The organism is Halobellus limi, assembly GCF_004799685.1.
GTDB classification, from domain to species: domain Archaea; phylum Halobacteriota; class Halobacteria; order Halobacteriales; family Haloferacaceae; genus Haloquadratum; species Haloquadratum limi.
Genome location: NZ_CP031311.1, coordinates 2,805,850 through 2,830,920, shown reverse-complemented (window position 1 = coordinate 2,830,920; position 25,071 = coordinate 2,805,850). Strand labels below are relative to the sequence as shown.

Genomic DNA, 25,071 nt, shown 5'->3' with positions numbered 1-25,071 from the left:
TCGCTGTCGGACCCGTTGGGATCTCACGCCGTCGGCACCCGTGATCGACCGTCCGCTCGCGCCGACGCGCCGGTCGCCCCATCCCGCAGATTTACATCGCTTCATCGGCAACGCCCCACGTATGTCACAAAAGACCGTCCCGGAAGCGGAGGGAGCAGTCTCCCCCGCGTCGCCGAGGGACGAGGCGGCGGAGTACGCGGCGTTGGCCGCTGACCTCCGGACGGAGGTCGACGGCGCGGTGCGGTTCGACGAGTACGCCCAGATCCTCTACGCCACCGACGGCAGCATCTACCAGGCCCGCCCCGCCGGCGTCGTCGAGCCGAAAGGCGTCGGGGACGTCAGGGCAGCGGTCGCCGTCGCCGCCGACCACGACGTGCCGGTCATCGCCCGGGGGACCGGCTCCTCGCTGGGCGGGCAGGCGGTCGGCCCGGGCTGTCTCGTCCTCGACGTCTCGACGCACATGGACGACATTCTCGAAATCCGCCCGGAGGAGAAGCGGGCGGCCGTCCAGCCCGGCGTCGTTCAGGACCACCTCGACGCGCGGCTGGCCGAAGACGGGCTGAAGTTCGCGCCCGATCCGGCCTCCTCGAACCGGGCGACCGTCGGCGGCGGGATCGGCAACAACTCCACGGGCGCGCACTCGGTCAGATACGGCATCACGGACGCCTACACCGAGCGCCTGAAAGTGGTGCTCGCGGACGGCAGCCTGATCGAAACGAGAGAGATCGTCCTCGACGGTCCGGAGTGGGAGGAACTGATGGCGAGAGACTCCCGCGAGGCGGAACTGCACCGCACCGTTCGACGGCTCGTCGAGGAGAACGCCGAGGAGATCGACGCTCGCTACCCCGACCTGAAGCGCAACGTCTCGGGGTACAACCTGAACAAGGCGATCTACGAGAACGACGCCGGCGACGACGTCATCAACCTCTCGAAGCTGTTCGTCGGGGCGGAGTCGACCCTCGGCGTCGTCGTCGAGGCCGAACTGTCGCTCGTTACGAAGCCCGAAGAGACGGCGCTGGCGCTGTACTGCTTCGAGGACCTGATCGACGCGCTCGAAGCCGTGCCCAGGGCGCTCGAACACGAGGTGAGCGCGGTCGAACTGATGGACGCGGAGGTGTTCCGACTCGCCAGGGAGTCCGAGCAGTACGCCCGCTACGAGGAGCCGATTCCGGAGGGGACGGCCGCGGCGCTGATGATCGAGTTCGACTCCGAACTCGTCGACGACTTCGAGGCGGCCGTCGCCGAGGTCAACGAGCGGTTCGTCGACGCCGGGGACGCCTTCGACGCCATCGAGGCCTACACCCAGGAGTCGCAGGCGGACCTCTGGAAGCTCCGGAAGGCGGCGATTCCGCTCCTGATGAGCCTCGAAGGGGACCCGAAACCGTACCCGTTCATCGAGGACGCGACCGTCCCGCCCGAAGAGCTCGCCGAGTACACGCAGAAGTTCATGGACATCCTCGACGACCACGGGACCTCCGCGGCGTACTTCGCCCACGCCGGCAGCGGCACGCTCCACATCCGGCCGATCCTCTCGCTGAAGGAGGAGGACGGAATCGAAAAGATGCGCTCGATCGCCGACGACGTCACCGACATCGTCGTCGAACACCACGGTGCGTTCTCCGGGGAGCACGGCGACGGCCTCGCGCGGACGGAGTTCAACCCGAAGATGTACGGCGAGGACCTCTGGACGGCCTTTCAGGACCTCAAGACGGCGTTCGATCCCGACTGGCGGATGAACCCGGGGAAGGTCGTCTACCGCGAGGACGACCCGACGGACATGCGCGAGCACCTGCGCTACGGTGCATCGTACGCCTCGATCGAACCACAGACGAAACTCGACTTCTCCGAGGAGGGCGGCTTCTCCCACCTCGTCGAACTCTGCAACGGCTGCGGGACGTGTCGCCAGCAGGACGCCGACGTGATGTGTCCGACGTACCGGGCGACCGACGACGAACTGGCGACGACGCGGGGACGCGCGAACATGCTCCGGGCCGCGATAAGCGGCGAGATCCCCGAAGAGCGGCTGCGGTCCGCGGACTTCCAGGAAGACGTCCTGGACCTCTGTGTCGGCTGCAAGGGCTGTAAGTCGGACTGTCCGACCGGCGTCGATATGGCGAAGCTCAAGTCCGAACTCAAACACCAGTACCACGAGGCGGAGGGGTCGAGCCTGCGCTCGAAGCTCTTCGGCAACATCGACGCGGCGTCGAAGTGGGGCTCGCGGCTCGCGCCGCTCTCGAACTGGGCGATGGAGGTTCCCGGTTCGGACGTCGTGATGGAGAAGGTCTTCGGGATCGCCCCCGAGCGGTCGCTCCCGCCGTTCGCCGAGGAGTCGCTCGTCGAGTGGTTCCGGCGGCGCGAACCGGCCGTCTCGGCGGCGGAGGCCGACCGGAAGGTCCTCCTGTTCCCGGACACGTACACGAACTACAGCTACCCCGAGCCCGGGAAGGCCGCGGTCCGGGTCCTCGAGGCCGCGGGCGTCCACGTGCACATCCCGACGGACCTCGCTCCCAGCGGGCGGGCGGCGTACTCGGTCGGTCTCCTCGACCGCGCGGCCGACCGCGCGCGGACGAACGTCGACGCCTTCACCGAATACCTCGACGACGGCTGGGAGGTCGTCGCCGTCGAACCCAGCGACGCCGTGGTCTTCCAAGACGAGTACACGGATCTGCTGGCCACGGAGGCGGCCGAACGGGTCGCCAACCACGCCTACGGCGTCTGCGAGTACCTCGACGTTCACCGACTCGTCGAGTCGCTGCCGGTCTCGGAGGACGCCCTCGGTGAGTCGATCGCCTACCACGGCCACTGCCACCAGCACGCGGCGGGGAAAGACCACCACGCCGTCGGCGTCCTGCGCCGGGTGGGGTACGACGTCGACCCGCTCGATTCCGGCTGCTGCGGGATGGCGGGCTCCTTCGGCTACGAGGCCGAACACTACGACGTCTCGAAGTCGATCGGCGAACTCCTGTTCGAGAAGATCCGGGCGAGCGAGGCCACGCGGGTGGTCGCGCCCGGCGGCTCCTGTCGGAGCCAGATCGGCGACAGTGCGCTCGTCTCGGAGAACCCCCCGCACCCGATCGAACTGCTCGACCACGCACTCGGCGACGCGCCCCGCTAGCGCCGCTCCCGATTCCATATTGTCAAACGCCGGGCACCGAACGGCGTCGTCGAGTGGCGTGTCCGAGACGAACGCCGTCCGGGGCCGGACCGATAGAGCGGACCCGTAGGCGAGATACTTCCGCTCATATCGGACATTGGCGGCGAATCTCCAGAAATATCACAGACGTACGTATGTTATTGGATTATTGTTCGTCCGAGAGAGTCGTAACGCGATCCGTCCCGGCCGCGAGAGTACCGTCACCCCTTCCCCGTAATGGTGGCCACGGGGCCGTGTACACCGATACGCGTTCGCCCTCATACTGATTACTCTCGCTTTTCCCGCCGAGCGCCGGCAACGGTGGTGGCGCTCGGCGGTGAGAGACGAGCGTAATCAGTATCAGGCGTACGCCAGGCGGAGTTCGATCAGGTTCGCCGTGCTCTTGATCTCGTCGACGTACCCCTGTCGGTCTCCGTCCGTCGCGAGCTGACTCTTCGGGACGGAGATGCTGATTGCGCCCTTCACGACGCCCTCGTCGGTGAGTATGGGTGCACCCACACAGCGCAGTCCGCGCCAGTTCTCCTCGTCGTCGAACGCCCACCCGCGCTCTCGGACCTCGTCGAGTTCGTCGTACAGTTCCGCTTCGTCGGTGATCGTGCTCTCCGTCGCCGCCGGCAGCCCCCGTTCGTCGACGATCTCCTCGACGCGGGACCGTGGGAGGTGTCCGAGTATCGCTTTCCCGAGCGCCGAGTTGTGCAGCGTGAGCTGACTGCCGACGTGCGTGTCGATCTCGACGGCGTCCGCTCCTTTCGCGCGGTAGAGCACGGTACCCAGGCCCCGCTCGTGCGTCGCCAGCGTCACGAGCGCTCCGGTATCCTCGGCGAGCCGATCGAGTTTGGGCTTCGCCGCCTCGTAGAGGTCGATCTCGTTCCGGAGCACGCCGCCGATGTGGAGGAACTGCAGACTCAGCCGGTACTCCTCGCCGTCTTTCACCACGTACTCGTGTTCTCGGAGCGTACTCAGGTGGTTGTGGACGGTGCTCTTGTTCAGGTCCAGTTCCTCGGCCACCTCCCCGAGGTGCGCCGACCGACGCCGTTTGAGGAGGTCGATGATCTCGACCGTCTTCTCCAGGGATTTGATCGGGTGGTTCGCGGGGGCGGTCATCGGTTCCCTCTCGGGGCCGGACCCACATCAACGTTTAGTATCGGATAACGCTATGCCGGATTCTGATTCGGTACCGGAGTCTGACCCGACGTTGATCGCGCCGTCGCCGACGAAGTGTGGTATCTTCCCTGTCTCTCTCCGTTTGGTCGGCATAACCGGCGTACAGTCTGTTTCACATTGCAGAACGCCACGGACGCCCGAACCGCCAGTGACTGCCGCGTTCGCTCCGCTCGCTCGCCGTGCTCACCCGCGAGAACGGGGCCTTCCGCGGTAATTTTAATACCGCCCCGACGGAGGTCTGAAAACGTAACTATGAGTACAGATCGACACTACGCCCGCGAGTTCGTGCGGACGTTCTTCACGTCGCCGACGGCCGTGCAGGGCGAAGACGACTCCGCGAAGATGCTCCGGAGCGCGGCGCAGTTGCGGGGGATGCAGGCCCCGGACGTCTGGGTGCCGGACAACGAGGACGCCACCGCGCCGTCGATGCGCGAGGAGGGGATCGAGAACATCATCGAGGTCGTCGCCGAGCACGGCGCGGACTTCCCGGGCGAGATCCACCCGCGCGTCGTCTGGCACCGCGAGGATCCGGCGACCCGCTACCAGGGGTTCCAACAGATGTTGCGGGTCGCGCGCTCCGATACGGGCGCGATCGAGCATATCGACGGGTTCGTCATTCCCGAGGTCGGCGACGTCGACGACTGGAAGAAGGCCGACGAGTTCTTCACCATCGTCGAAGAGGAGTGCGGACTCGCGGTGGGAAGCCTCTCGATGTCCGTGATCGTCGAGTCCGGCGAGGCCGAACTGGCGATGGGCGACCTCCGCACGGAGATGGGCAAGCCCTCGAACAACCTCGAACGGCTGTTCCTGCTCGTCGACGGCGAGGTCGACTACACCAAGGACATGCGCGCGATGACGCCGACGGGTGAGCTGCCGCCGTGGCCCGAACTCCGGCACAACACCTCCCGCGGGGCCAGCGCCGCGGGGCTGATCGCGGTCGACGGCCCCTACGACGACATCCGCGACGTCGCGGGCTACCGCGAGCGGATGGAGGACAACCGCGCGAAGGGGATGACCGGAATCTGGTCGCTGACGCCCGGCCAGGTCGTCGAGGCGAACAAGGCGCCGCTCCCCCCCGAGAGCGGCCGGTGGCTGCTGGAGGTCGGCGGGGAGGAAGTCGCCCTCGACGCCGACGGCGACGAGCAGGTCTACGACGGCGACGAGGTGGGCCTCGACGTGGTCGGCGACGGCGAGTACGCCCTCCGCGTCGGCGGCGACGAGCGCGTCCTCGACGAGGACGAACTGGAGGAGAGACTGCTGGATATGACCGCCTACGTCCCGAGCCTGGACGACATCGTCGACTCGATGGAGGAGTTCGAGGCGGCCAAGGAGGCCGGCCGCGGCGCCATCGCGATGACGCAGGCGACGACGCTCGTGATCGACGGCGTCAGCGTCGACGTCAGCAAGGATCGGATGTGGGACGAGGCGACGTATCAGGCCGCCCAGACCCCGATCACGCTGTTTCAGGACGTCTACGAACACCGTCCCGACCAGCACGAAGACCTCGAAGAGACGTACGGCGCGGACGTCGTCGAACGGGCGACCACAGTCGGGAACTGACCTCGGGGGGACGCCCCCGACAGGGCGGCCGCGTTCCTCGGCGCGCCGCTGACCGGTCGCAGTCGTCGGTCGATGCGCCCCTGTTTACGCCGCCGTGCGGATGCTTACCGCCCGGACGTAGAGTGATCACCTCCCGGGCGTAGATTGATTACCGTCCGGCAGTACTCTGAGCTATGCCCGGACAACCGGACTCGTACGACTACGTCGTCGTGGGCGCTGGAACCGCAGGCTGTGCCGTTTCGACCCGATTATCCGCGGACTCCGATCGGAGCGTCCTCGTCTTGGAGGCCGGCGAACCCGACCACGACCGCTCGATCCACGTCCCCGCGGAGGTCGGCAACCTGTTCAAGAGTTCCGTCGACTGGGAGTACTACACCGAGCCGCAGGCGGAGATGCACGACCGCGAACTCTACTGGCCGCGCGGGAAGACCCTCGGCGGGTCGAGTTCGATCAACGCGATGATTCATATCCGCGGCCACCCCGGCGACTTCGACGAGTGGGCCGAGATGGGCAACGACGGCTGGAGCTACGAGGAACTGCTCCCGTACTTCAAGCGCAGCGAGAACTGCCGGGCACGCAGAACGGCGTACCACGGCGTCGGCGGCCCGCTGAACGTCACCGAACTGGAGTCGCCGTACCACCTCTCGCAGGTGTTCGTCGACGCCGGAATCGCGGCCGGGTACTCCCGGAACTACGACTTCAACGGGGGCGAGCAGGCCGGCGTGGGGCTGTATCAGGTGACGCAGAAGGACGGCGAGCGCCACAGCGCCGCCGACGCGTACCTCAAGCCGGCGCTCTTAGAGCGGTCGAACCTGACGGCGCGGACCGGCGCGCAGGTCACAGAGCTCCTGTTCGACGGCGACCGCGTCGTCGGCGTGGAGTACGACGACGGTACCGGTCGACAGACCGTCCGTGCCGAGGAGGAGGTGATCCTGTCGGCGGGCGCGATCAACACGCCGCAGTTGCTGCTGCTGTCGGGGATCGGCCCCGCCGACCACCTCCGGTCCCACGGCGTCGACGTCGCGGTCGACCTTCCGGGGGTGGGTCGCAACCTGCAGGACCACCTCCTCGTCGCCGTCAACTACTCCTGTACGGGGACGACCACCCGCGACGACACGGGGACGCTCGACGACGTCGTCGAGTACCACGTCCAGGGCTCCGGGCGCCTGTCCTCCAACGGCGGCGAGGCCGGCGGGTTCGTCCGCTCGGACCCGACGCTCGACCGACCGGACATCCAGTTCCACTTCGGGCCGGGGTACTTCATGCGGCACGGGTTCGAGAACCCCGACGAGGGGCAGGGTTTCTACATCGCGGCGACGCAGGTCCGCCCGGAGAGCCGCGGGCGGATCGAACTGACCTCCGACGACCCCTTCGACGACCCGGCGATCGACCCGCGGTATCTCACCGAGCGCGAGGACGTGGACACGATGGTCGAGGGCGTCCGACGCGCCCGGGAGGTCGCGCGGGCGGAACCGTTCGACGAGTACCGCGGCGAGGAGGTGTGGCCCGGGGGCGACGTCGAGAGCGACGAGGCGATCGCCGAGCAGGTCCGCGAGCACGCACAGACGATCTATCACCCCGTCGGGACGTGCAAGATGGGCGACGGCGAGACGGCCGTCGTGGACGAACGGCTCCGGGTTCACGGCGTCTCGGGGCTCCGCGTCGTCGACGCCTCGGTGATGCCGCGGATCGTCGGCGGGAACACGAACGCGGCGACGCTCGCGATCGCGGAGAAGGCGGCGGACCTGATCACCGAAGACGAGTAGCAGGACCCGCGGACGGTGCTCGGTCCCGAGCGGTCCGGTCCGGCTTTCTCGTCCGGCCGAAGGCGTCCGATCCGACTTCTCTATCTGACCGGGCGGACCCTTTCCGGTATCACCACCGGGCCGACGGGAGATGATCTCCGCCCCGACGAAACGGACCGAAACGCCCCGGACTGAAACGGAACGGACCGGAACAGAACGGACCGAAACGGAACGATACACCGGTCCCAACGGAACGATTATTATCGTTCGATCACTCCACCCAGGCGCTATGAAATTAGGACGATTCGTCGTCGACACCCACGTCCACGGACAGCGACACGCGGTCAGGTTCAGCCAGAGCGACGAGGACGCCGAGTACTCCAGGCTCGGCGAACTGATGCACACGGCGACGCCGGCCGACGAGGCGGACGACGACGACGCCGTCATCGTCTACGACAACTCCGATCGGCTCGTCTACGACATGGATTCCTACGGGGTCGACATGTGTCTCCTCCTCCCCGCCTTCGGGATGACGAACGAGATCAACAAGCAGATCATCGACGAGCACCCCGAGAAGTTCGTCGCCTGCGCGTACCCCGTACAGACGAAGAAGGCGGCGATGCGTGGCGAGGAGGAGTGGACCGCAGAGCGGGCGGCCGCGGAACTCGACGAGGTGCTCTCCTGGGACGGGATGGTCGGCATCGGCGAGTTCATGCCCTCGGACCCGACGCTCGAAGAACGGCTGACGTGGCGCGAGCGCAAGGAGCGGATCCGGCCGTTCTTCGACGTCGCGGCCAAGCACGACGTGCCGATCCGCTGGCACCCCGGCGCGGCCTCCGGGTATCAGGCGGGCGGGCTCAGAGAGCAGGACAAGCTCCCGGACTGGCGCGACCCGCTCAACGCGACCGACATCCTCGCGGAGTACCCCGACGTCGACCTCGTCTTCGAACACGGCGGGATCCAGGGCCACTGGCGGTACAACGTCGAGCGCGCGTGTATGGTCGCCCAGCAGCACGACAACGTCTACCTCGAAGTGGGCCTGTGGTGGGACGACATCCTCAACCGGCCGATGAACGACCCCGACATCGGCCCCGATCAACTGCTCTGGGGGACCGACTGGGGCGCGTCGATGATCGCGAAGTCGAACAACTCCGAGAGCCCGATGGACTTCCCGTCGATCCGGTGGGAGCAGTTCAGCAGCGACGGCGTTCCCGCTCACCAGCCGGACTACTGGGGAACCTCCCTGCGGATGCTCAACAAGTACGCGATGGACCACGACGTCCCGCAGGACGAACTGAACAAGATCCTCGGCGGGAACTTCTGTGATCTCTACGACATCGAGCCGCCGCACAAGCGTCTCTTCCCCGAGTTCATCGAGCAGTGAGATGAACCGGATTCACAACCAACTCCCGGCGCTGAAGGACCTCTCGGCGCACAACGCGGCCAAGAGCGGCGACTCGATCGCGTTCGAGGACGCCGACGAGTCGGTCACCTGGGCCGAGTTCGAAGAGCGCAGTCGCGAGGCGGCGAACGTCTTCGGCGAGTACGTGAGCAAGGGCGATCGGATCGCGTTCCTCTCGAAGCCCTCGGTCGAGCACGCGATCCTGTTCAACGGGGCGCTGAAGGCCGGTGCCGTGACGACGAACCTCCACAACCGCATCGCGCCCGACTCGTTCCGACAGTGTCTCGACAAGACGAAACCGAAGATCGCCGTCGTCGACAGCGAGCTCTCCGAGTCGTTCGCGGCGATGGTCGGGAGCGAGCAATTGGAGCGGCTCACGGCCGTGTTCAGTACCGGAGAACCGAAACAGGCGTACGAGACGGCGCTCTCGCCGCGACTCGCCGACGCGGAACCGGTCGCCCCGGACGTGCTCGTCGAGGAGGACGATGTCGTGACGATCGCGTGGACCTCCGGCAGCACGGGCCACCCCAAGGGCTGGTGTCACACGAACCGGACGATGTTCCTCAAGGGGATGGAACTCGGCACGCGCTCGGGCTTCACCCGCTCGGACAAACAGCTGGTCGTCAATCGACCCTCCTTTCTCATCTGGACGAGCTTTCTCACCCGGTCGCTGCTCGGGTGTGAGAGCACCTACTATATGCCCGAGTGGGACCCCGAACGGTGGCTGGAGATCGTCGACGAGCGAGACATCACGCGGGCCGTGCTCGTCCCGACGATGTGGAACGAGATCCTCGAGAGCGGTCCCGAGGACTACGATCTGGCGTCGCTCCGATCGATCAACTCCACCGGCGAGAAACTGAGCCCGACGACGCTGAACGACCTCCGCGAGCGGATCTGTGAGAACATCACGCAGTCGTACGGCTCGACGGAGATCCACTCGACGGTCCTCTACAACAACGAACTGACCGAGGAGCGAATCGAGAGCGTCGGCAAGCCCCAGTCGGGGACCGAAGTGCGAATCGTCGATCCGGACGGGACGGTCGACGACACGCTCGACCCGAACGAGAGCGGCGAGATCGTCGTCAAGAGCTACCAGGCGCCCGCGTGGATGTGGGAGGACGAGCGCGGCGAGGCCGCGTTCGAGGAGGGCTGGTGGCGCTCCGGCGACAAGGGTTACCTCGACGAGGAGGGCTTTCTCTACATCGAGGGCCGCATCGACTTCCAGATCAAATCGCGGGGCGTGAAGATCACTCCCGCGCCCATCGAAGAGGAACTGGAGCGACACCCCGAGGTCACGAACGCGGCCGTCGTCGGCGTCGACGACGAGGAGTACGGCCAGAAAGTCACGGCCATCGTCGAGGGGAGCGGCGACCTGACCGAAGACATCCTCGACGCCTGGATGCAGGACAGCGAGAGCGTCGCCGACCACGAGCGCCCCCGCGCGTATCACTTCGTGACGGCGATCGATCGGACGCCGAGCGGGAAACTCGACCGGCAGGGGACGAAACACAGACTGGGACTCGATCGATAGACCGGGTCGCCCCTTCCCTCGCGACCCGCCCGCAAGCGACTCCCGACCGTCCGGCGCGACACTGGGGCAGCGTTTTTGATCAATACACTACATAAATATAATATAATATAAATTATCTAAGAAAAAAAATAAATAAAATATTTACTATTTGTACTGTCGTTCCTGTCCAGTACGGCTTGAGATCAAAATCCCGAATTTGAGGCGCTAATAGCGGCTTATAAGGTCTAATTTCATATAAACGAGTATATTATTCGATGAGTAAACCGGGAATAACGAGCAAATACATATACAAAATTATCATCACAGAATTATTAGTGCTTTCAGATACTATTTGTTTCCAGTCAATTCAACTCGCAGGAGTCGAACAAACAACTAAGCGACTTCCGTACGTACTCCGAGGGGAGATGAAGTACCTTGTCGCCGTCGACGGTTCGGAATCGAGCACCGAGGCACTCGAGTACGCGCTCGACCTCGCGACGCGTGCCGGTGGGTCTCTCGTCGTCGCGTACGCCGTCGAACCGCGCGTCCTCGTCGAGGGCGGTGAAGAGGCACCGACGAACGCCGAGGTCGGACAGCGGATCTACACCGAGGACATCGAGGTCGCCGAGGAGCGCGGCGAGGAGGTCCTCGAAGATGTCCGCGACCGGGCCGAAGAAGCGGGCGTCGCGGTCGAGACGACGCTCCTCTACGGCGACCCCGTCGACACCGTCGCCGACTACGCCGAGGACGAGGGCGTCGACGGAATCGTCGTCGGCCACCGGGGGCTCTCCGGTCGTGTCGAGGGGATGGTCGGCAGCGTCGCGAAGGGACTCGTCGGGCACGCGACCGTGCCCGTGACGGTCGTCAAGTGACCGACCGGACGCTCGAACTCGACGGCACGGACGGCGGGGGACAACTCGTCCGAACGGCGCTCACGCTCTCGGCGCTCGACGCCCGGCCGTTCCGGATGGAGAACGTCCGCGGGGACCGGCCGAACCCCGGACTGAAGCGGCAGCACCTCGCCTGCGTCGACCTCCTCGCGGCCCTCGTCGACGCCGACGTCTCCGGTGCGGAGGTCGGATCGGAGACGCTCGAATTCGACCCCGGCGACACGTTCGACGACGCCCTGCCCGAGGCGTTCGACGACGTCCCGCTCGACGCCTCCGACGACACCGCACCCGATCTGACGGACCTCGCGGTCGACGTCGGGACCGCCGGCAGCGTCACGCTCGTCGCCGACACGCTGCTTCCGCTCGCCGTTCGGTTGGACGCCCCTGTCAGCGCCCGACTCGTCGGCGGGACCGACGTGAAGTGGTCGCCGCCGGCGGATTACCTCCGATACGTCAAGCTCCCGATGCTCGGAGCCTGCGGCCTCGACGCGACGGTCGACGTGGAGCGGCGCGGGTTCTACCCCGCCGGCGGCGGCGAACTCGCCGTCGAGATCCGGCCGTCGACGCTCTCGCCGGTCGAACTCTCCCGAGAATCGGTCGAACCGCCTCGAAGCACCGTCCACGCCGTCGCCGCCGAGGCGCTCGAAGACGCCGAGGTCGCAGACCGGATCGCCGAGACGGCGGTCGAGGAACTGCGAGACCGAGGGATCGACGCCGACGCGTCCGCGACGACGGCGTACGTCGAGGCCGACTCGCCCGGCGCGGTCGTCACTATCGTCGCGGGGCCCGCAGCCGACGAGGAGACGGCGTCGGCTCGATCGGGGGACGACACGCCGCCGCGTCCCCGTCCCGGCTTCTCCGCCTACGGCGAGCGGGGCGTCCCCTCCGAGGACGTCGCGGCCGACGCCGTCGACTCGCTGGAGCGGTGGCACGAGGCGGACGCGCCGGTCGACGCTCACCTCGGCGACCAGCTCGTCGTGTGGCTCGCGCTCGGCGGCGGGACCGTGCGGATCCCCCGGGTCACCGACCACGTCCGTACGAACGTCGAACTCGTTCGAGCCTTCGGCTACGACGTGTCGATCGAGAGAAGAACGGAGGGGTCGGAAGCGACGCTGTCGGCACCGACGCCGTCGTCCTGAGTCCGCTTTCGGCGTACAGAACGGCGAGAACGGCGAGAAGCCCGCTCAGGGCGCGTAGTAGTACTCGCCCTGCTTCTTCTGCTTCCGGTCGAGTTGGGACTCCGGCTTGTTGATCCGGGGGCGTCGGGTCCGCTCGTCGCGTCGGAACGTGATGTCGAGGTCCGAGAGGAAGTCGTTCATCCCCGCGCGCATCTCCTGGGGCGTCGCGGCGTGGCCGTACTCGGAGGGCTCGCCGTCGAACACCATCAGGCGGTCCGCAAGCAGGTCGATCATGTAGATGTCGTGATCGATCACGAGCACCGTCTCGTCGTGGTTCTCCGCGTATCTACGGATCGCGCTCGTCGCCTGCACGCGCTGTTCGACGTCCAGGTGGGCCGAGGGCTCGTCCATCACGTAGAGGTCGGCGTCCTCGGAGAGACACGCCGCGATGGCGACGCGCTGGCGCTCGCCGCCGGAGAGGTCGTCGAGGTTCCGCTCCATGATCCGCTCCAACTGGAGCGGGTTCGCCACCTCCGTCTTCCAGTAGGAGGTACCGAAGTCGTCCGTAATGGAAGAGAGGAACGCGTCGACGCGCATCGGCTGGTCGATCTCGATGTACTGAGGCTTATACGAGATGTCCAGTCGGAAGTCGAGGTCGCCCTCGTCGGGTTCGAGCGCGCCCGTGAACAGTTTCGCGAGGGTGGACTTCCCGATCCCGTTGGGGCCGACGACGCCCAGCACCTCCGACTCGTAGATCGTGCCGCTCTCGACGTCGAGGGAGAACTCGCCCTCGCCGTAGGACTTCGAGAGTTCGGGGTACTCCACGAGCGGCGTCGCCTTCGAGGTCTCACGCGGGGCGTGCTCGTGGAACTCGATCTCCTCGGGGCGGATCCGCATGTTCTCGTTGGAGAGATAGCCCGTGAGGTACTCGTTGATGCCGTTCCTGACCGATTTCGGGTCGGTGATCACGCCGAACGCGCCGGGTTCACCGTAGGCGACGTGCAGCGTGTCGGCCAGCAGATCGAGGATGGCGAGGTCGTGTTCGACCGCGAGCACCGCGCGGTCCTCCTCCTCGGCGAGTTCGCGGATCAGCCGCGCCGCCGTGACGCGCTGGCCGATGTCCAGGTACGGAGAGATCTCGTCGAGGAAGTAGAAGTCGCGGTCGCGGGCGAGCGTGGCCGCGAGCGCGACCCGCTGGAGTTCGCCGCCCGAGAGCGTGTCGAGCGGCTGATCGACGACCGGACGGATGCCCAGCCGATCGATGTAGTCGTCGAGCGCGCCGCGCTCGTCGGTCGACTCCAGCAGTTCGATCGTCGTGCCGTCGAACTGCTTGGGGAGCTGATCGACGTACTGGGGCTTGCGCGCGATGGTGACGTCGCCCGCCTGAACCCGCTCGATGTACGTCTGTAACTCGGTCCCGCGGAAGCGGTCGAGGACGGCCTCCCAGGAGGGCTCTTCGTCGTACGTGCCGAGGTTCGGCGTGATCTCGCCGGCCAGCGCGCGGACGGCGGTCGTCTTCCCGATCCCGTTCGGCCCGAGAATCCCCGTCACCTTCCCGGATTCGGGGACCGGGAGCCCGTAGAGCGCGAAGGCGTTCTCGCCGTAGCGGTGGACCGGGTCGTCTTCGAGTTCCGTCGGGAGGTTGATGATCTCGATCGCGTCGAAGGGGCACTTCTCGACGCAGATCCCGCAGGACTCGCCGAGACAGACCTCCTCGGAGATCCGGACCTGGTCGGGGTCGCCGTCGAAGGGCTCGTCCTCCTCGTAGTACTCCCCGCGGGTGACGATGCACTCCTTTCCGGTTCGGTTCGGCGGACAGTAGCTCGCGCACTCGTAACTGCAGCGGTCGGGCTGACACCGGTCCAGATCCACGACCGCGATGCTGTCGTCCGCCATCGTCTACAGCGCGACCCCTTCGGTCAGGAGCACGCCGAACGTGATGAACCACAGCGTGAACGTCATGAACGCCACGTAGAGGTAGTCTTTCGCGCCGAACTCGGAGATGTCGATCCCGACGACGCGAAGGATCGGGAACTGGGCGAGCACGAACGCCACGACGTAGAGCAGCGACTGCTGGCTGGCCGCCGCGGCGACGCTGGTCCCGACGAACCTGGCCGACACCAGCGCGGCGACGACGCCGGCGAGGCAGGCGAGCGTGGTGACCGTGACGCCCCGAAGGTGATCGGAGAGTCCGCTCTGCGTTTCCGTAGCCATACGTACGCCTCCGATACCCGGCGTCAAAAGCCGTTCGTTCCCGCGCCGCCTCGGAGCGACCCGGACGGATCCGGGGGGGAAAGCTCTCCCGGCGCCCACCGTCGACGGCATTCGAAGTCGTTAAGAACGCCACGAGGGAAGTGCAGGCAACTCGCTGGTCGAACGGGACGCCAGCGGGCACCCGAGGAATCGGGACGAAATGTGGGTCGGCGTCGAACGCCGCCCGAATCGAAAGCGCCCGTGGTGAAACCAATGGCACGAAGCTTCTACTCTCACATCAAGGAAGCGTGGAAACAGCCCGGCGACGGCAAGCTCGCCGAGCTGCAGTGGCAGCGAAAACAGGAGTGGCGCGACCAGGGCGCCATCGTCCGCGTCGACCGACCGACGCGCCTCGACAAGGCCCGCGAACTCGGCTACAAGGCCAAGCAGGGCATCGTCGTGGCCCGCGTCTCCGTCCGCAAGGGCAACGCCCGCAAGCAGCGGTTCAAGGCGGGCCGGCGCAGCAAGCGCCAGGGCGTCAACCGGATCGGCCGCCGCAAGAGCATCCAGCGCATCGCCGAGGAGCGCGCCGCGCGGAAGTACCCGAACCTCCGCACCCTGGCCTCCTACTGGGTCGGCGAAGACGGCTCCCAGAAGTGGCACGAAGTGATCCTCGTCGATCCCGAGCACGGCGCGATCCAGAGCGACGACGACCTCAACTGGATCTGCAGCGACGACCACAAGGGCCGCGCCTTCCGCGGTCTGACCAACGCCGGTCGTTCCAACCGCGGTCTCCAGAACCGCGGGAAGGGCGCCGAGCACACCCGTCCGAGCATCTCCTCGGACCGACGCCGCGGCAAGTAACCGGAACGGCACCGACGAACCCCCGCGGATCACGTTCTCGCGTTTCTTCGACCCCGTAGCGATCGCCCCGGAGAGATCGCTCGACTGTGCCTATGACTGTTCGCGTCGATTCAAGAACGCGAGAACGACCCTCACGCTTTTTTAGGATCGATTCACGACTGGCCGCGTATGGCAGCCGAAGCCGAAACCGAGTGTCCGAAGTGCCGCTCCACAGACATCGAATCCGAGGCCGACGGGCCGAACGTGTGTCAGAACTGCGGGCTCAGGTGGCAGGGCTAGGCGTCGGATCCCTTCACCCGATTGTCGGCCGGTATAGTAGCGCTTGCAAGCCTTCACTCACTCGATCGCACGACAGCGTGCAATCGGATGAGCAATGAGTTGCAAACGCTACTATGTTCACACTGTCGGACGTCAGCGCGTGGCGTATCAGAACGGCGCGTCCGTGTGTCCGGACGTGGCCTCGTCGCCGACGCCGCCTGGACCCTCCGAGGAGGGCCCTCCGTCGTCTCCGTGTCCGTCGGCGACGGGGCCGTCCCAGGCGTCGAACCCGCCGCGGAGGCTCGACACGTCGGCGTCGAGACGCTCCGAGAGGACCGCCGCCACCCGCTTCGAACTCTTCCCGACGTAACAGGAGACGACGACCTCCTCGGCCGCCGCCCAGGGCGCGTCGAGCGCCGCCGGCGACAGGCGGTTCGGCGGCACGTTCACCGCGCCCTCGATGTGTCCGGCCGCGTACGACGAGGGGTCCCGGATGTCGACGACTGCGACGTCCCCGTCGTGGAGGCGCGACTTCAGCTCCTCGGGCGTCGTTTCGGTCACCATAACCGTGCCTTCGTCGCGTCGTGGAAACGCGCTTCGGTCCGCGGTCGCTCCGCGGTCGCATCGGTTGCGGTCCCCTCCCGCCGCGCTGGCCCGTTCTCGGTCTACTCGCGCGGATCCCGATCCGGCCCCGGATACTCCCCGTCCGTGACTTCCCGGTATAGGCTCTCGGGGTCGAAGAGCGTCGCGAACGCGCCCGGACGCCGGGCGCTCACGGAGAGCCGGCTGCCGAGGGTCGCTCCCGCCTTCGCCGAGAGCAGGCGTTCGTCGTAGGAGAGCAGATGCATCGCGCCGCCGCGGTAGGCGGTCGCGAGCGCCGGATGATCGCCGCTCGGGTGCGCGACGAACTCGCACCACTGCGAGACCCGCTCGCGCCACGCGCTCGCGAGGTCCGCGTCGGCGAGTTCGGCGACGGCGGTCTCGGCGTCGTCGACGAGGGGACCGCTCGCGACGAGCGTCGTCCAGGAGTGTCTCCTGAGGTGATCGAGCGCGCGCCGCGCGTCGCCGTCACAGAACAGGTCCGCGGCGAGCACGTCGGCGTCGGCGACGACCCGCGCGGGGCTGGACTCGGCGGGCGACGACGTCTCCGCACCGGCCGCGTCCGCCCCACCGGCCGTGTTCGCCTCGTCGCCCGCCCACCCCGTCGAGTCCGATCCGTCTCCGCTGCCCGTCGGCGCCGTCGACTCCGATCCGTCTCCGTCGCGCTCGGCGGACGCCCTGACCGCGTCGAGCGTCTCACGGACCGCGGTCTCGTCGACGTCGTACTCGGCCGCCCGCTCGAAGAGCGCGCTCCACGACTGCATACGTCGACGTGCGTCGCCGCACGCAAGAAGCCTGGCGGTTCGATAGCTGCGATCTGCCGCGGTTTTCGCCCACCGGAGCGAAAAGTCTCTCCGCGTCAGCGATTCCGGCTCAAACGAGGAGCTGGATGTCGGCGTCGGCCATGTCCTGGATGGCCGTCGCGGCGCCGACGCCGGTCGTGACGCCGTCGTAGAAGTCGTCCTCGTCGTAGTCCATCAGCTCGATCGTCATCTGGCAGGCCTGGAACTCGACGCCCATGTCCAGGGAGGTCTCGATGAGTTCCTCGATGGTCGCGGTGTCGTTGTCGTCGATCCGCTTTTCCATCATCGAGGTCGTCACGCGGTCCATCCCGGGGAGCGCGCCGACGACGTTCGGGACGGGCATGTTGGGGTTGCCGACCGAACTGAGCTTGAGGTTCTTCGAGCGCTCCTCGTGGAGGATGTCGAGCCCCCAGAACGTGTGGAACACCGTCACGTCGTAGCCGAACGCGGCGGCCGTGCTGGCGAGGATGAGCGGGGGATACGCCATGTCGAGGGTCCCCTTCGTCGCGACGATGGACATCTTCTTCGTCCCCTCGTCGGCGGCGACCTCCGAGAGCTGTGCTTCGAGCTCCTCGACGCGCGCGGCGAGTTCCGCGCGCGAGGGGGCCTCCTCGGCGTCGCCGTCGGGCGCGTCGCCGGCCGTCGAGTCTGGTGTGTCCGTGCTCATCGTTAGAAGCTGAACACCTGATCCGCGTCCTCGACGGCCTCGAGGAAGGTGGCTGCACCCGCGAACTTCGTGGTGAGCGAGTCGTCGATGGCCTCCTGGTCCCACGCGAGCATATCGAGCGTCGTCGTGCAGGCGACCGTCGTGACGAGGTCGCCGCCGTCGGCGACGAAGGCGTCGAGCAGGTCGTAGGGGTTCGGCATCCCCTCGTCGAGGAGCGCCTGGATCTCCGAGACGTCCTTCTCGCCCTCCAGCAGGTGCGTCAGTCCGTCGAACGTGAAGTAGACGAGCACCTCGGTGTCGGAGGCGAGGGCGGTGTGTCCGAGGTTCATCGCCATCGCGAGGCTCTTCGGACTGTCGCTGTCGACGATTATTCCGATCTTGTCCATCGTGGTCACTCCGTCTTGCGCACGTAGTGTTTGTACACCTCGTCGCCTTCCTCCTGGTCGAGCATCTCGACGCCGTCTGTACCGGCCGCCCAGCCGTCGAGGTCGCTCATACTTCCGGGGTCGGTCGCCAGAACCTCGAGGACCTCTCCCTCGGAGAGGTCGTCGATGGCGGATTTCGTCTTGACAACCGGCATCGGGCACGATGCGCCTTTCACGTCGAGCGTCTCCGCAATGTCGAATTCTACACTCATGGGATATCTGCTCCGTGTTACGTATTGGAGCTAACGCACAATATTGGTTCGGTGATTAAAAGAATGTCGATTCTTGTGGAGACAGCGAACTACTATGTCGGACAGTCGCGAACGAACGCACGCGAGCGCGGCTATCACCCCTTCCGTCACCTTCACCAACGAGGGGTGATTCCGTCAACGAGGGTCTCGTAGCAATTCACAGATCCGCCCGGAGCCGATTTTCTCGGGTGCACTCACCGAACTTGTATTGTACAATCAGTGAACTACTATGCAAATATTTTTGTGCGCTCACCCAGTACGAACGGGTACACGACATGAATCCCGAAGACCTGCCGACGCCCGAGGCGGAGGTCGACTCCGTCTCCCCCGAAGCGCTGAAAGAGCAGATCGACGCCGGCGAGGACGTCACCCTCCTCGACACCCGGATGCAGTCCGATTACGAGGAGTGGCACATCGACGGCGACAACGTCACCTCGATCAACCTCCCGTACTTTCACTTTCTGGAGGACGACATCGACGACGACGTCCTCGAGCAAGTGCCCGCCGACCGCGAGGTCACCGTCCTCTGTGCGAAGGGCGGCGCCAGCGAGTTCGTCGCCGGCGCCCTCAAAGCCCGCGGCTACGACGTCGACCACCTCGAAAACGGCATGAACGGCTGGGCCGAAATCTACGAGCGCTACGAGGTCACCGACTACGACGGTGCCGGCACGCTCTATCAGTACCAGCGGCCCTCCTCGGGCTGTCTCGGCTACCTCTTGGTCGACGGCGGCGAGGCCGCCGTCGTCGACCCCCTGCGAGCGTTCACCGACCGCTACCTCGACGACGCTGCCGAGTTAGACGCCGAACTCACCTACGCGTTCGACACCCACATCCACGCCGACCACATCTCCGGCGTGCGCAATCTCGACGCCGAAGGCGTCGAGGGCGTCATCCCCGCTGCGGCCGTCGACCGCGGCGTCACCTACGCCGACGAACTCACGACCGCCGAAGACGGCGACACGTTCAGTGTCGGCGACGCGACCGTCGAGACCGTGGCCACGCCCGGACACACGACGGGCATGACGTCGTACCTGCTGGACGAGAGCCTGCTGGCGACGGGCGACGGCCTGTTCGTCGAGAGCGTCGCCCGGCCGGACCTCGAAGAGGGCGACGAGGGCGCCCCCGACGCCGCGCGGATGCTCTATGAGTCCCTCCAAGAGCGCGTGCTCTCCTTACCCGAGGAGACGCTCGTCGGCGGCGCGCACTTCAGCGACGCGGCAGAGACCGCCGAAGACGGGACGTACACGGCGCCGATCGGCGAGCTGAAAGCGGACATGGACGCGCTGACGATGGAGGAAGAGGAGTTCGTGGAGTTGATCCTCTCGGACATGCCGCCGCGGCCGGCGAACTACGAGGAGATCATCGCGACGAACCTCGGACAGAACGCCGTCGACGACGAGGAGGCGTTCACTCTCGAACTCGGCCCGAACAACTGCGCCGCCAGCCAGGAGTCCCTCGCCGGTGACTGACGCGAACGACGCTAAAACACACGACTCAACAACACACGACCCAACAACACACGAATGGTAACAGATCCACTTCCACTGCAGTTGGTCGCCGAACTGTTCCCCAACGGGATCAGTCGCTACGCCGTCGGGGGCCTCCTCGTCGGACTCGGCGTGACGGTCATCTACATCGGGACCGGCATTCCCGCCGGCGCGAGCACGTTCCTCGAGTCGACGCTGTCGTACGTCTCCGACCAGTCGCGGTTCCAGAAGTACGTCTCCTCGCGGAACTGGCGCGTCGTCTTCACGCTCGGCATCATCCTGGGCGCGATGGCGTTCGCGGCGACGGTCCAATCCGGCGTCGTCACGACGTCGCTGTACGAACCCGGCACGACCGGCGAACTGTACGAGGTCGCCGGCGTGACGTTCTGGACGACCGCCGTCCAGCCCTGGCGGCTGTTCTTCGGCGGCATCCTGGTCGGGATCGGAACCCGGATCGGTAAGGGGTGTACGTCGGGCCACGGCGTCTGCGGCGTCGGTTCGGCGTCGAAGACCTCGCTCGTCGGCGTGGGGACGTTCCTGCTCGTCGCCATCGTGACCGCGCAGATCGTCGCCGCACTGGGGGTGAGTCCGTGATGAGCGAGGACCGACATCCCCTGTTCATCCCGCTGATTCTCGTCGGCGGGGTGATCTTCGGGTTCGGACTCGGATTCAGTCACATGGCGCGGCCGGAGGTCGTGCTCGACTTCCTCCAGTTCGAGGACCTCGGACTGCCGTTCGTGATGTTCGGCGCGGCGATCGTCTCCGGGATCGCCTTCGCGGTGCTGCCCCGGCTCCGAGACCGCGCACCGCTGACCGGGAACCGGTACGAACGGCGGCTGAAACCGTTCGACAGGAACGTCCTGATCGGCGGCGCGATATTCGGGGTCGGCTGGGGGCTCTCGGGCATCTGTCCCGGTGCGGCCTACGCCAGCCTCGGTATCGGTAACGTCACGATCCTGTGGGCGCTCGCCGGGATGTTCGTCGGCGCGTACCTGCAGGGCTACTGGCGGAGCTGAGCCTTTTCCTTCCCGAACCGTCGACTGACACGGACGCAGTCTGCCGGTCGTCTGACGCGGTTTTAAGTGTGGTACGGGAGAGCAACCGAGCGGGCGCGCACTCCCAGGGACGATCGACCCGTCCCGCATAACGGCCTCAGTTCCCATCCTCCCACCGCGCGCCCGACACGCGGACGTTGCACCCCGGTTCGACGGCGCGTCGTCGTCCCCCGCGACGACGCACCGAGAGGTTTCGCCCGTTCGAGTTCGATCGGAGTCTCGCCACTACTCGCCGAGGAGCGTCGCCCGCGCCCGTTCGAGTCCGTCGTCCTCGTCGTCGACGACGAGCGCGAGCTGATCGCCGGCCTCGATGACCGTCCCGGGCAGGGGTATCGTCATCGCCTCGCGCTTCCGGCCGTGGGCGTAGATCCGGCCGAAGTCGTCGAGGTCGACGTCGTTGACCTTCCGTCCGATCACCGGCGCGCCCTCCGGAATCGTCACCGTCGTGAGCCGCAACTGTTCGGTCAGCTCGCCGATCGCGTTGAAACTCCCCCCGAGAAGCGCCGTCTTCGCCCCCGCCGCGCCGAGTCGCTCGGGGTAGATGACCTCGTCGACGTCCTCCTCGTAGCGGTCGTAGATCTCCTCTCGGAAGTCCTCGCTGATCCGCATCGCCACCCGACAGCCGAACTCCTTGCCGATCATACAGGCGGCGAAGTTTATGTTGGGATCGCCGGTGAGCCCGCCGAGCGCGACGGCGTTCTCGACGCCCGCGCGCTTCAGCACCGCCTCGTTGCTCCCGTCGCCCTCGACGACCTCGAAGCCGGCCTCGCGGGCGCGGTCGGCCCTGTCGGGGTCGTTGTCGACGACCACGACCGGGTACCCCTCTTCGTGGAGAATCCGGGCGGTCCGCCTGCCGACTCGTCCGTACCCGACGACGATGAACGTCATATGCCAACGTAACACACTCCGAGTACAAAAGCGTGGACCCGTCAATTCGGGTGCGGCGGCTGGGGGTCGATCGACTCCGAGCGGCCTTCGGGTGCGTCGCTCGCGGCTACTCGTCCAACTGCTCCTGCCACTCCTGGACGGTCGCCATCAGCTCGATCGGCGACGTCTCGTTCAGATCCAGGTCGTCGAGCTCGGCGGCGATCGCTTCCAGTTCCGGTCGGCGCTCGCTCGCCGGCGACCCGCCACCGGCTGCCGCGTCCGCCGTCGCCGCCGTGTCCGCTCGACCGCCGTCGGCCGCGCTCGAGTCGCCGACGTCGGTCGCGCCTGCGTCGCCGGCCGGGTCGGTGCCGTCCGCGTCGCCGGCGGCGACCTCTCCCGGCCTTTCGCCGTCGACGAACCTCCCCTCCGAGAGGTCGAACACCGCCTGGGTGGGTTCGCCGCTTCCCCCGCCGCCGCTCCCGCGGGCCTCGATCGCCTCGTCGGCGCGGAGCCGCGCGAGCACCTCGTCGGCGCGGGAGACGACCGGATCGGGGACGCCGGCCAACTCCGCGACGTGGACGCCGTAGGAGCGATCGGTCGGTCCCTCCTCGATCGTCCGGAGGAACGTCACGCTCTCGCCGCCGTCGTCCACCGCCACGTGGACGTTCGCCACGCGTTCGAGGTGCTCCGCCAGCGACGTGAGTTCGTGGTAGTGCGTCGCGAACAGCGTCTTCGCGCGCACCTCGTTGTGCAGGTACTCCGTGGCGGCCCACGCGATGGAGATGCCGTCGTACGTCGCCGTCCCCCGTCCCACCTCGTCGAGGATCACGAGCGACTCCTCCGACGCCGAGTGGAGGATGTTCGAGAGCTCCTGCATCTCGACCATGAAGGTCGAGCGACCCTGCGCGAGTTCGTCGAGCGCGCCGACGCGCGTGTAGATCCCGTCGACGATGCCGACCGTCGCAGAGCGCGCCGGCACGAAGCTTCCGATCTGGGCGAGCAGCGTGATGAGCGCGACCTGGCGCATATACGTCGACTTGCCGCTCATGTTCGGCCCGGTGACGAGCAGGAACTCCCGATCGCCGCCCATATCGACCCCGTTCGGGACGAAGTCGGTCGTCTGCTCGACGACGGGGTGTCGTCCGGCGTCGATGTCGAGCGGTCCCGACGCCGTCAGTCCGGGGCGCACCCAGTCGTTGCCGGCGGCGTGCGTCGCGAGCGACGCCAGGGCGTCCACCTCCGCGAGCGCGCGGCCGACGTCTTGCAAGAGCGCCGCGCGTTCGGCGATCCGATCGCGGAGGTCGCAGAACAGCTCGTACTCCAGGTCGCCGCGGGCCTCCTCGAGCCGGAGGATCTCCCGCTCGCGCTCCTCGAGTTCGTCGGTGACGAACCGCTTCGAGTTCTTCAGCGTCTTGATCTCCTTGTAGTGCTCGGGCACCTCGCTCGCGACGGACTTCCCGACCTGGATGTAGTGACCGTCGGTCTTGTTGCGGTCGACCGTGACGTGGCTCAGGCCGTGCCGTCGCTTCTCGCGCTCGGCGAGCGTGTCGATCCACTCTTTCGCCTCGGCGTGGCGCGTCAGCAACTCGTCGAGTTCGTCGTCGTGGCCGCGGCGGAACAGGCCGCCCTGCGTCACCGTCTTCGGCGGGTCGTCGGCGAGCGCCGACTCCAGTTCCTCGCGGATCTCCCGGGCGGCCTCTCGGTCCGGGCGGTCCACGACGTCCGAAAGCGGCGACTCCGAAAGCGGCGACCCCTCGACGGCGTCGGCGACGGCGGGGAGGATCCCGAGCGTGTCCCGGACCGCGAGGAGGTCCGTGGCGTCTGCACTGCCGGACGTCGCGCGCGCGGCCAAGCGTTCGAGGTCGTAACCGCCGTCGAGCGCGTCGCGGACGCGTTCGCGGGCGAGCGCGGCCGACGCGAGCGCGTCGACGCAGTCGAGCCGTCGGTCCAACTCCTCGCGGTCGCGACGCGGGCGGGTCACCCACTCCCGGAGGAGCCGACCCCCGGGGCTCGTCACGGTGTGGTCGATCGTGTCGACGAGCGTGCCCGTCCGCTCGCCCTGCATCGTCTCTGTGAGTTCGAGGTTGCGCTGGGTCGTCGCGTCCAGTTCGAGGTGCTCGCTCGTCTCGAACGTCTGCAACCGCGTCATCGACGGCAGCACGCCCGCGCCGGTCTCCTCGACGTAGCGGAGCACCGCCCCGGCGGCCCGGATCGCGGGGGTCTCGTCGAGGCCGACGCTCGACAGCGTCTCGTTCCCGAACTGCGCCCCGAGCGCGTGCTTCGCTCGCCCCGGGGCGAACGCGTCGGCCTCGAACAGCGACACCGACGCGTCGGTCTCCTCGCGGAGGCGACGGGTGAGTCCGTCGTCGGCGCGGACGTCCGGTCCCGGGAGGATCTCGACCGGCGAGAAACGGTACAGCTCCGAGAGCGCGTCGTCGGCGTCGTCGGCGACGGTGACGAGGAACTGCCCGGTCGTCGCGTCCGCGAACGCCAGACCGATCCCGCCCGGCTCGCCTGCGGCGCCCGACCCGCCTGCGGCGCTCGAACCGGCCGATCCGCTGCCGCTGCTCCCGCCGCTCACGACGGCGGCGATGTAGCGCGCGTCGGCGTCGTCGGTTTCGAGGAGGGTCCCGGGCGTGACGACGCGCGTCACCTCCCGGTAGTGGTCGCCGCTCTCGTCTTCGAACTGGTCGGCGACGGCGACGCGGTAGCCGCGCTCGACCAGCGCCTTCAGATACGGCGTGAGGTCGTCGACCGGGACGCCGGCCATCGGGTACGACGAGCCGTGCGAGGACTTCTGTGAGACCTTCAGGTCCAACTCCGCTGCGACCAGTTCCGCGTCGTCGGCGAAGAATTCGTAGAAGTCGCCGCACTGCATCGTCAGCACGTCCGCGTCCGTCTCGGACTTCAGAGAGAGAAACTGCTCGACGATCCCCTGCGAGGTCATACCCGCACGTGGGCGTCTGGGCGATAAAACGCTGCGGTCTGGGGCCCGTCGGCCGTTTGCCCCACGTCGTACGTCTCCCCCGACGGAGGTTTATGTACGAACGGGCGGCCA

At 67.0% G+C, this 25,071-nt stretch carries 21 protein-coding genes; 11 read left to right on the top strand and 10 right to left on the bottom strand.

Annotated features, from left to right (window positions below):
- The first annotated feature begins 121 nt into the window (after positions 1–121).
- A complete protein-coding gene (locus DV707_RS14015; RefSeq protein WP_103993151.1) occupies positions 122–3,115 on the top strand; it encodes an FAD-binding and (Fe-S)-binding domain-containing protein in 2,994 nt (997 codons plus the stop codon).
- 378 nt (positions 3,116–3,493) lie between these two features.
- Here DV707_RS14015 and DV707_RS14010 read toward each other — a convergent pair whose 3' ends face one another.
- A complete protein-coding gene (locus DV707_RS14010; RefSeq protein WP_103993152.1) occupies positions 3,494–4,258 on the bottom strand; it encodes an IclR family transcriptional regulator in 765 nt (254 codons plus the stop codon).
- Positions 4,259–4,570: 312 nt separating this feature from the next.
- On the opposite strand from DV707_RS14010, the gene aceB reads away from it, so the two are divergent.
- The 6 genes from aceB to rtcA all read left to right on the top strand — a co-directional run bounded on the left by aceB (position 4,571) and on the right by rtcA (position 12,564).
- Positions 4,571–5,878 carry a malate synthase AceB gene (aceB, locus tag DV707_RS14005; RefSeq protein WP_103993153.1) on the top strand — a complete coding sequence of 436 codons (1,308 nt, stop codon included), beginning with the start codon at positions 4,571–4,573 and terminating at the stop codon, positions 5,876–5,878.
- A 173-nt stretch (positions 5,879–6,051) separates the two neighbouring features.
- The gene (locus DV707_RS14000; RefSeq protein ID WP_103993154.1) at positions 6,052–7,644 is read left to right on the top strand and encodes a GMC family oxidoreductase; all 1,593 of its coding nucleotides are present in this window, start codon (positions 6,052–6,054) and stop codon (positions 7,642–7,644) included.
- A gap of 268 nt (positions 7,645–7,912) precedes the next feature.
- Positions 7,913–9,007, top strand: a complete 1,095-nt coding sequence (locus DV707_RS13995) for an amidohydrolase family protein (RefSeq protein ID WP_160113979.1) — start codon at positions 7,913–7,915, stop codon at positions 9,005–9,007.
- Position 9,008: 1 nt separating this feature from the next.
- Positions 9,009–10,556 carry a class I adenylate-forming enzyme family protein gene (locus DV707_RS13990; protein ID WP_103993156.1) on the top strand — a complete coding sequence of 516 codons (1,548 nt, stop codon included), beginning with the start codon at positions 9,009–9,011 and terminating at the stop codon, positions 10,554–10,556.
- Positions 10,557–10,960: 404 nt separating this feature from the next.
- Positions 10,961–11,407 (top strand): universal stress protein, encoded by a 447-nt coding sequence (locus tag DV707_RS13985; protein ID WP_103993157.1) that lies wholly within the window; start codon positions 10,961–10,963, stop codon positions 11,405–11,407.
- Positions 11,404–12,564, top strand: a complete 1,161-nt coding sequence (gene rtcA / locus DV707_RS13980; RefSeq protein ID WP_103993158.1) for an RNA 3'-terminal phosphate cyclase — start codon at positions 11,404–11,406, stop codon at positions 12,562–12,564. Before DV707_RS13985 ends, rtcA begins: the two co-directional genes overlap by 4 nt.
- Positions 12,565–12,609: 45 nt before the next feature.
- Here the strand turns inward: rtcA and DV707_RS13975 are convergent, their stop codons facing one another.
- Both DV707_RS13975 and DV707_RS13970 read right to left on the bottom strand, forming a co-directional pair.
- Complete coding sequence (locus tag DV707_RS13975) at positions 12,610–14,439, bottom strand: ribosome biogenesis/translation initiation ATPase RLI (RefSeq protein ID WP_103993159.1); 1,830 nt, start codon at positions 14,437–14,439, stop codon at positions 12,610–12,612.
- 3 nt (positions 14,440–14,442) lie between these two features.
- Positions 14,443–14,757, bottom strand: a complete 315-nt coding sequence (locus tag DV707_RS13970; RefSeq protein ID WP_103993160.1) for an EMC6-like membrane protein — start codon at positions 14,755–14,757, stop codon at positions 14,443–14,445.
- A 252-nt stretch (positions 14,758–15,009) separates the two neighbouring features.
- Between DV707_RS13970 and DV707_RS13965 the strand changes: the two genes are divergently transcribed.
- Positions 15,010–15,600, top strand: coding sequence for a 50S ribosomal protein L15e (locus DV707_RS13965; RefSeq protein WP_103993161.1), 591 nt, complete (start codon positions 15,010–15,012; stop codon positions 15,598–15,600).
- 426 nt (positions 15,601–16,026) lie between these two features.
- Here the strand turns inward: DV707_RS13965 and DV707_RS13960 are convergent, their stop codons facing one another.
- The 5 genes from DV707_RS13960 to DV707_RS13940 form a co-directional block, all read right to left on the bottom strand.
- A complete protein-coding gene (locus tag DV707_RS13960; RefSeq protein WP_103993162.1) occupies positions 16,027–16,422 on the bottom strand; it encodes a rhodanese-like domain-containing protein in 396 nt (131 codons plus the stop codon).
- Between the two features lie 101 nt (positions 16,423–16,523).
- On the bottom strand, positions 16,524–16,952 hold the full coding sequence (locus DV707_RS19330; RefSeq protein ID WP_103993180.1) for a DUF7384 family protein: 429 nt from the start codon (positions 16,950–16,952) through the stop codon (positions 16,524–16,526).
- Positions 16,953–17,331: 379 nt separating this feature from the next.
- Positions 17,332–17,928: a DsrE/DsrF/DrsH-like family protein gene (locus DV707_RS13950; RefSeq protein WP_103993163.1), complete on the bottom strand. Its 597-nt coding sequence runs from the start codon at positions 17,926–17,928 to the stop codon at positions 17,332–17,334.
- Positions 17,929–17,930: 2 nt separating this feature from the next.
- Complete coding sequence (locus tag DV707_RS13945) at positions 17,931–18,314, bottom strand: DsrE family protein (RefSeq protein WP_103993164.1); 384 nt, start codon at positions 18,312–18,314, stop codon at positions 17,931–17,933.
- 5 nt (positions 18,315–18,319) lie between these two features.
- Positions 18,320–18,565: a sulfurtransferase TusA family protein gene (locus tag DV707_RS13940; protein WP_103993165.1), complete on the bottom strand. Its 246-nt coding sequence runs from the start codon at positions 18,563–18,565 to the stop codon at positions 18,320–18,322.
- A 314-nt stretch (positions 18,566–18,879) separates the two neighbouring features.
- On the opposite strand from DV707_RS13940, the gene DV707_RS13935 reads away from it, so the two are divergent.
- Genes DV707_RS13935 through DV707_RS13925 form a run of 3 tightly spaced genes read left to right on the top strand, consistent with a single transcriptional unit; the run spans position 18,880 to position 21,107 of the window.
- Positions 18,880–20,073 carry an MBL fold metallo-hydrolase gene (locus tag DV707_RS13935; protein ID WP_136361887.1) on the top strand — a complete coding sequence of 398 codons (1,194 nt, stop codon included), beginning with the start codon at positions 18,880–18,882 and terminating at the stop codon, positions 20,071–20,073.
- Positions 20,074–20,127: 54 nt separating this feature from the next.
- The gene (locus tag DV707_RS13930) at positions 20,128–20,685 is read left to right on the top strand and encodes a YeeE/YedE family protein (protein ID WP_103992898.1); all 558 of its coding nucleotides are present in this window, start codon (positions 20,128–20,130) and stop codon (positions 20,683–20,685) included.
- Positions 20,685–21,107: a YeeE/YedE family protein gene (locus DV707_RS13925; protein ID WP_103992897.1), complete on the top strand. Its 423-nt coding sequence runs from the start codon at positions 20,685–20,687 to the stop codon at positions 21,105–21,107. The genes DV707_RS13930 and DV707_RS13925 overlap by 1 nt, the downstream gene beginning before the upstream one ends.
- Before the next feature lie 264 nt (positions 21,108–21,371).
- Here the strand turns inward: DV707_RS13925 and DV707_RS13920 are convergent, their stop codons facing one another.
- Entirely contained in the window at positions 21,372–22,034 is a 663-nt protein-coding gene (locus DV707_RS13920; RefSeq protein WP_103992896.1) for a potassium channel family protein, read from the bottom strand.
- Positions 22,035–22,140: 106 nt separating this feature from the next.
- Positions 22,141–24,960: a DNA mismatch repair protein MutS gene (gene mutS / locus DV707_RS13915; protein WP_103992895.1), complete on the bottom strand. Its 2,820-nt coding sequence runs from the start codon at positions 24,958–24,960 to the stop codon at positions 22,141–22,143.
- Positions 24,961–25,071: the final 111 nt, after the last annotated feature.

Excerpts from the sequence above, each read along its gene's own strand:
- DV707_RS14015 (WP_103993151.1), top strand. The coding sequence starts at position 122 with ATGTCACAAAAGACCGTCCCGGAAGCGGAGGGAGCAGTCTCCCCCGCG.
- DV707_RS14010 (WP_103993152.1), bottom strand. The coding sequence starts at position 4,258 with ATGACCGCCCCCGCGAACCACCCGATCAAATCCCTGGAGAAGACGGTC.
- aceB (WP_103993153.1), top strand. The coding sequence starts at position 4,571 with ATGAGTACAGATCGACACTACGCCCGCGAGTTCGTGCGGACGTTCTTC.
- DV707_RS14000 (WP_103993154.1), top strand. The coding sequence starts at position 6,052 with ATGCCCGGACAACCGGACTCGTACGACTACGTCGTCGTGGGCGCTGGA.
- DV707_RS13995 (WP_160113979.1), top strand. The coding sequence starts at position 7,913 with ATGAAATTAGGACGATTCGTCGTCGACACCCACGTCCACGGACAGCGA.
- DV707_RS13990 (WP_103993156.1), top strand. The coding sequence starts at position 9,009 with ATGAACCGGATTCACAACCAACTCCCGGCGCTGAAGGACCTCTCGGCG.
- DV707_RS13985 (WP_103993157.1), top strand. The coding sequence starts at position 10,961 with ATGAAGTACCTTGTCGCCGTCGACGGTTCGGAATCGAGCACCGAGGCA.
- DV707_RS13975 (WP_103993159.1), bottom strand. The coding sequence starts at position 14,439 with ATGGCGGACGACAGCATCGCGGTCGTGGATCTGGACCGGTGTCAGCCC.
- DV707_RS13970 (WP_103993160.1), bottom strand. The coding sequence starts at position 14,757 with ATGGCTACGGAAACGCAGAGCGGACTCTCCGATCACCTTCGGGGCGTC.
- DV707_RS13965 (WP_103993161.1), top strand. The coding sequence starts at position 15,010 with ATGGCACGAAGCTTCTACTCTCACATCAAGGAAGCGTGGAAACAGCCC.
- DV707_RS13960 (WP_103993162.1), bottom strand. The coding sequence starts at position 16,422 with ATGGTGACCGAAACGACGCCCGAGGAGCTGAAGTCGCGCCTCCACGAC.
- DV707_RS13950 (WP_103993163.1), bottom strand. The coding sequence starts at position 17,928 with ATGAGCACGGACACACCAGACTCGACGGCCGGCGACGCGCCCGACGGC.
- DV707_RS13945 (WP_103993164.1), bottom strand. The coding sequence starts at position 18,314 with ATGGACAAGATCGGAATAATCGTCGACAGCGACAGTCCGAAGAGCCTC.
- DV707_RS13940 (WP_103993165.1), bottom strand. The coding sequence starts at position 18,565 with ATGAGTGTAGAATTCGACATTGCGGAGACGCTCGACGTGAAAGGCGCA.
- DV707_RS13935 (WP_136361887.1), top strand. The coding sequence starts at position 18,880 with ATGAATCCCGAAGACCTGCCGACGCCCGAGGCGGAGGTCGACTCCGTC.
- DV707_RS13930 (WP_103992898.1), top strand. The coding sequence starts at position 20,128 with ATGGTAACAGATCCACTTCCACTGCAGTTGGTCGCCGAACTGTTCCCC.
- DV707_RS13925 (WP_103992897.1), top strand. The coding sequence starts at position 20,685 with ATGAGCGAGGACCGACATCCCCTGTTCATCCCGCTGATTCTCGTCGGC.
- DV707_RS13920 (WP_103992896.1), bottom strand. The coding sequence starts at position 22,034 with ATGACGTTCATCGTCGTCGGGTACGGACGAGTCGGCAGGCGGACCGCC.
- mutS (WP_103992895.1), bottom strand. The coding sequence starts at position 24,960 with ATGACCTCGCAGGGGATCGTCGAGCAGTTTCTCTCTCTGAAGTCCGAG.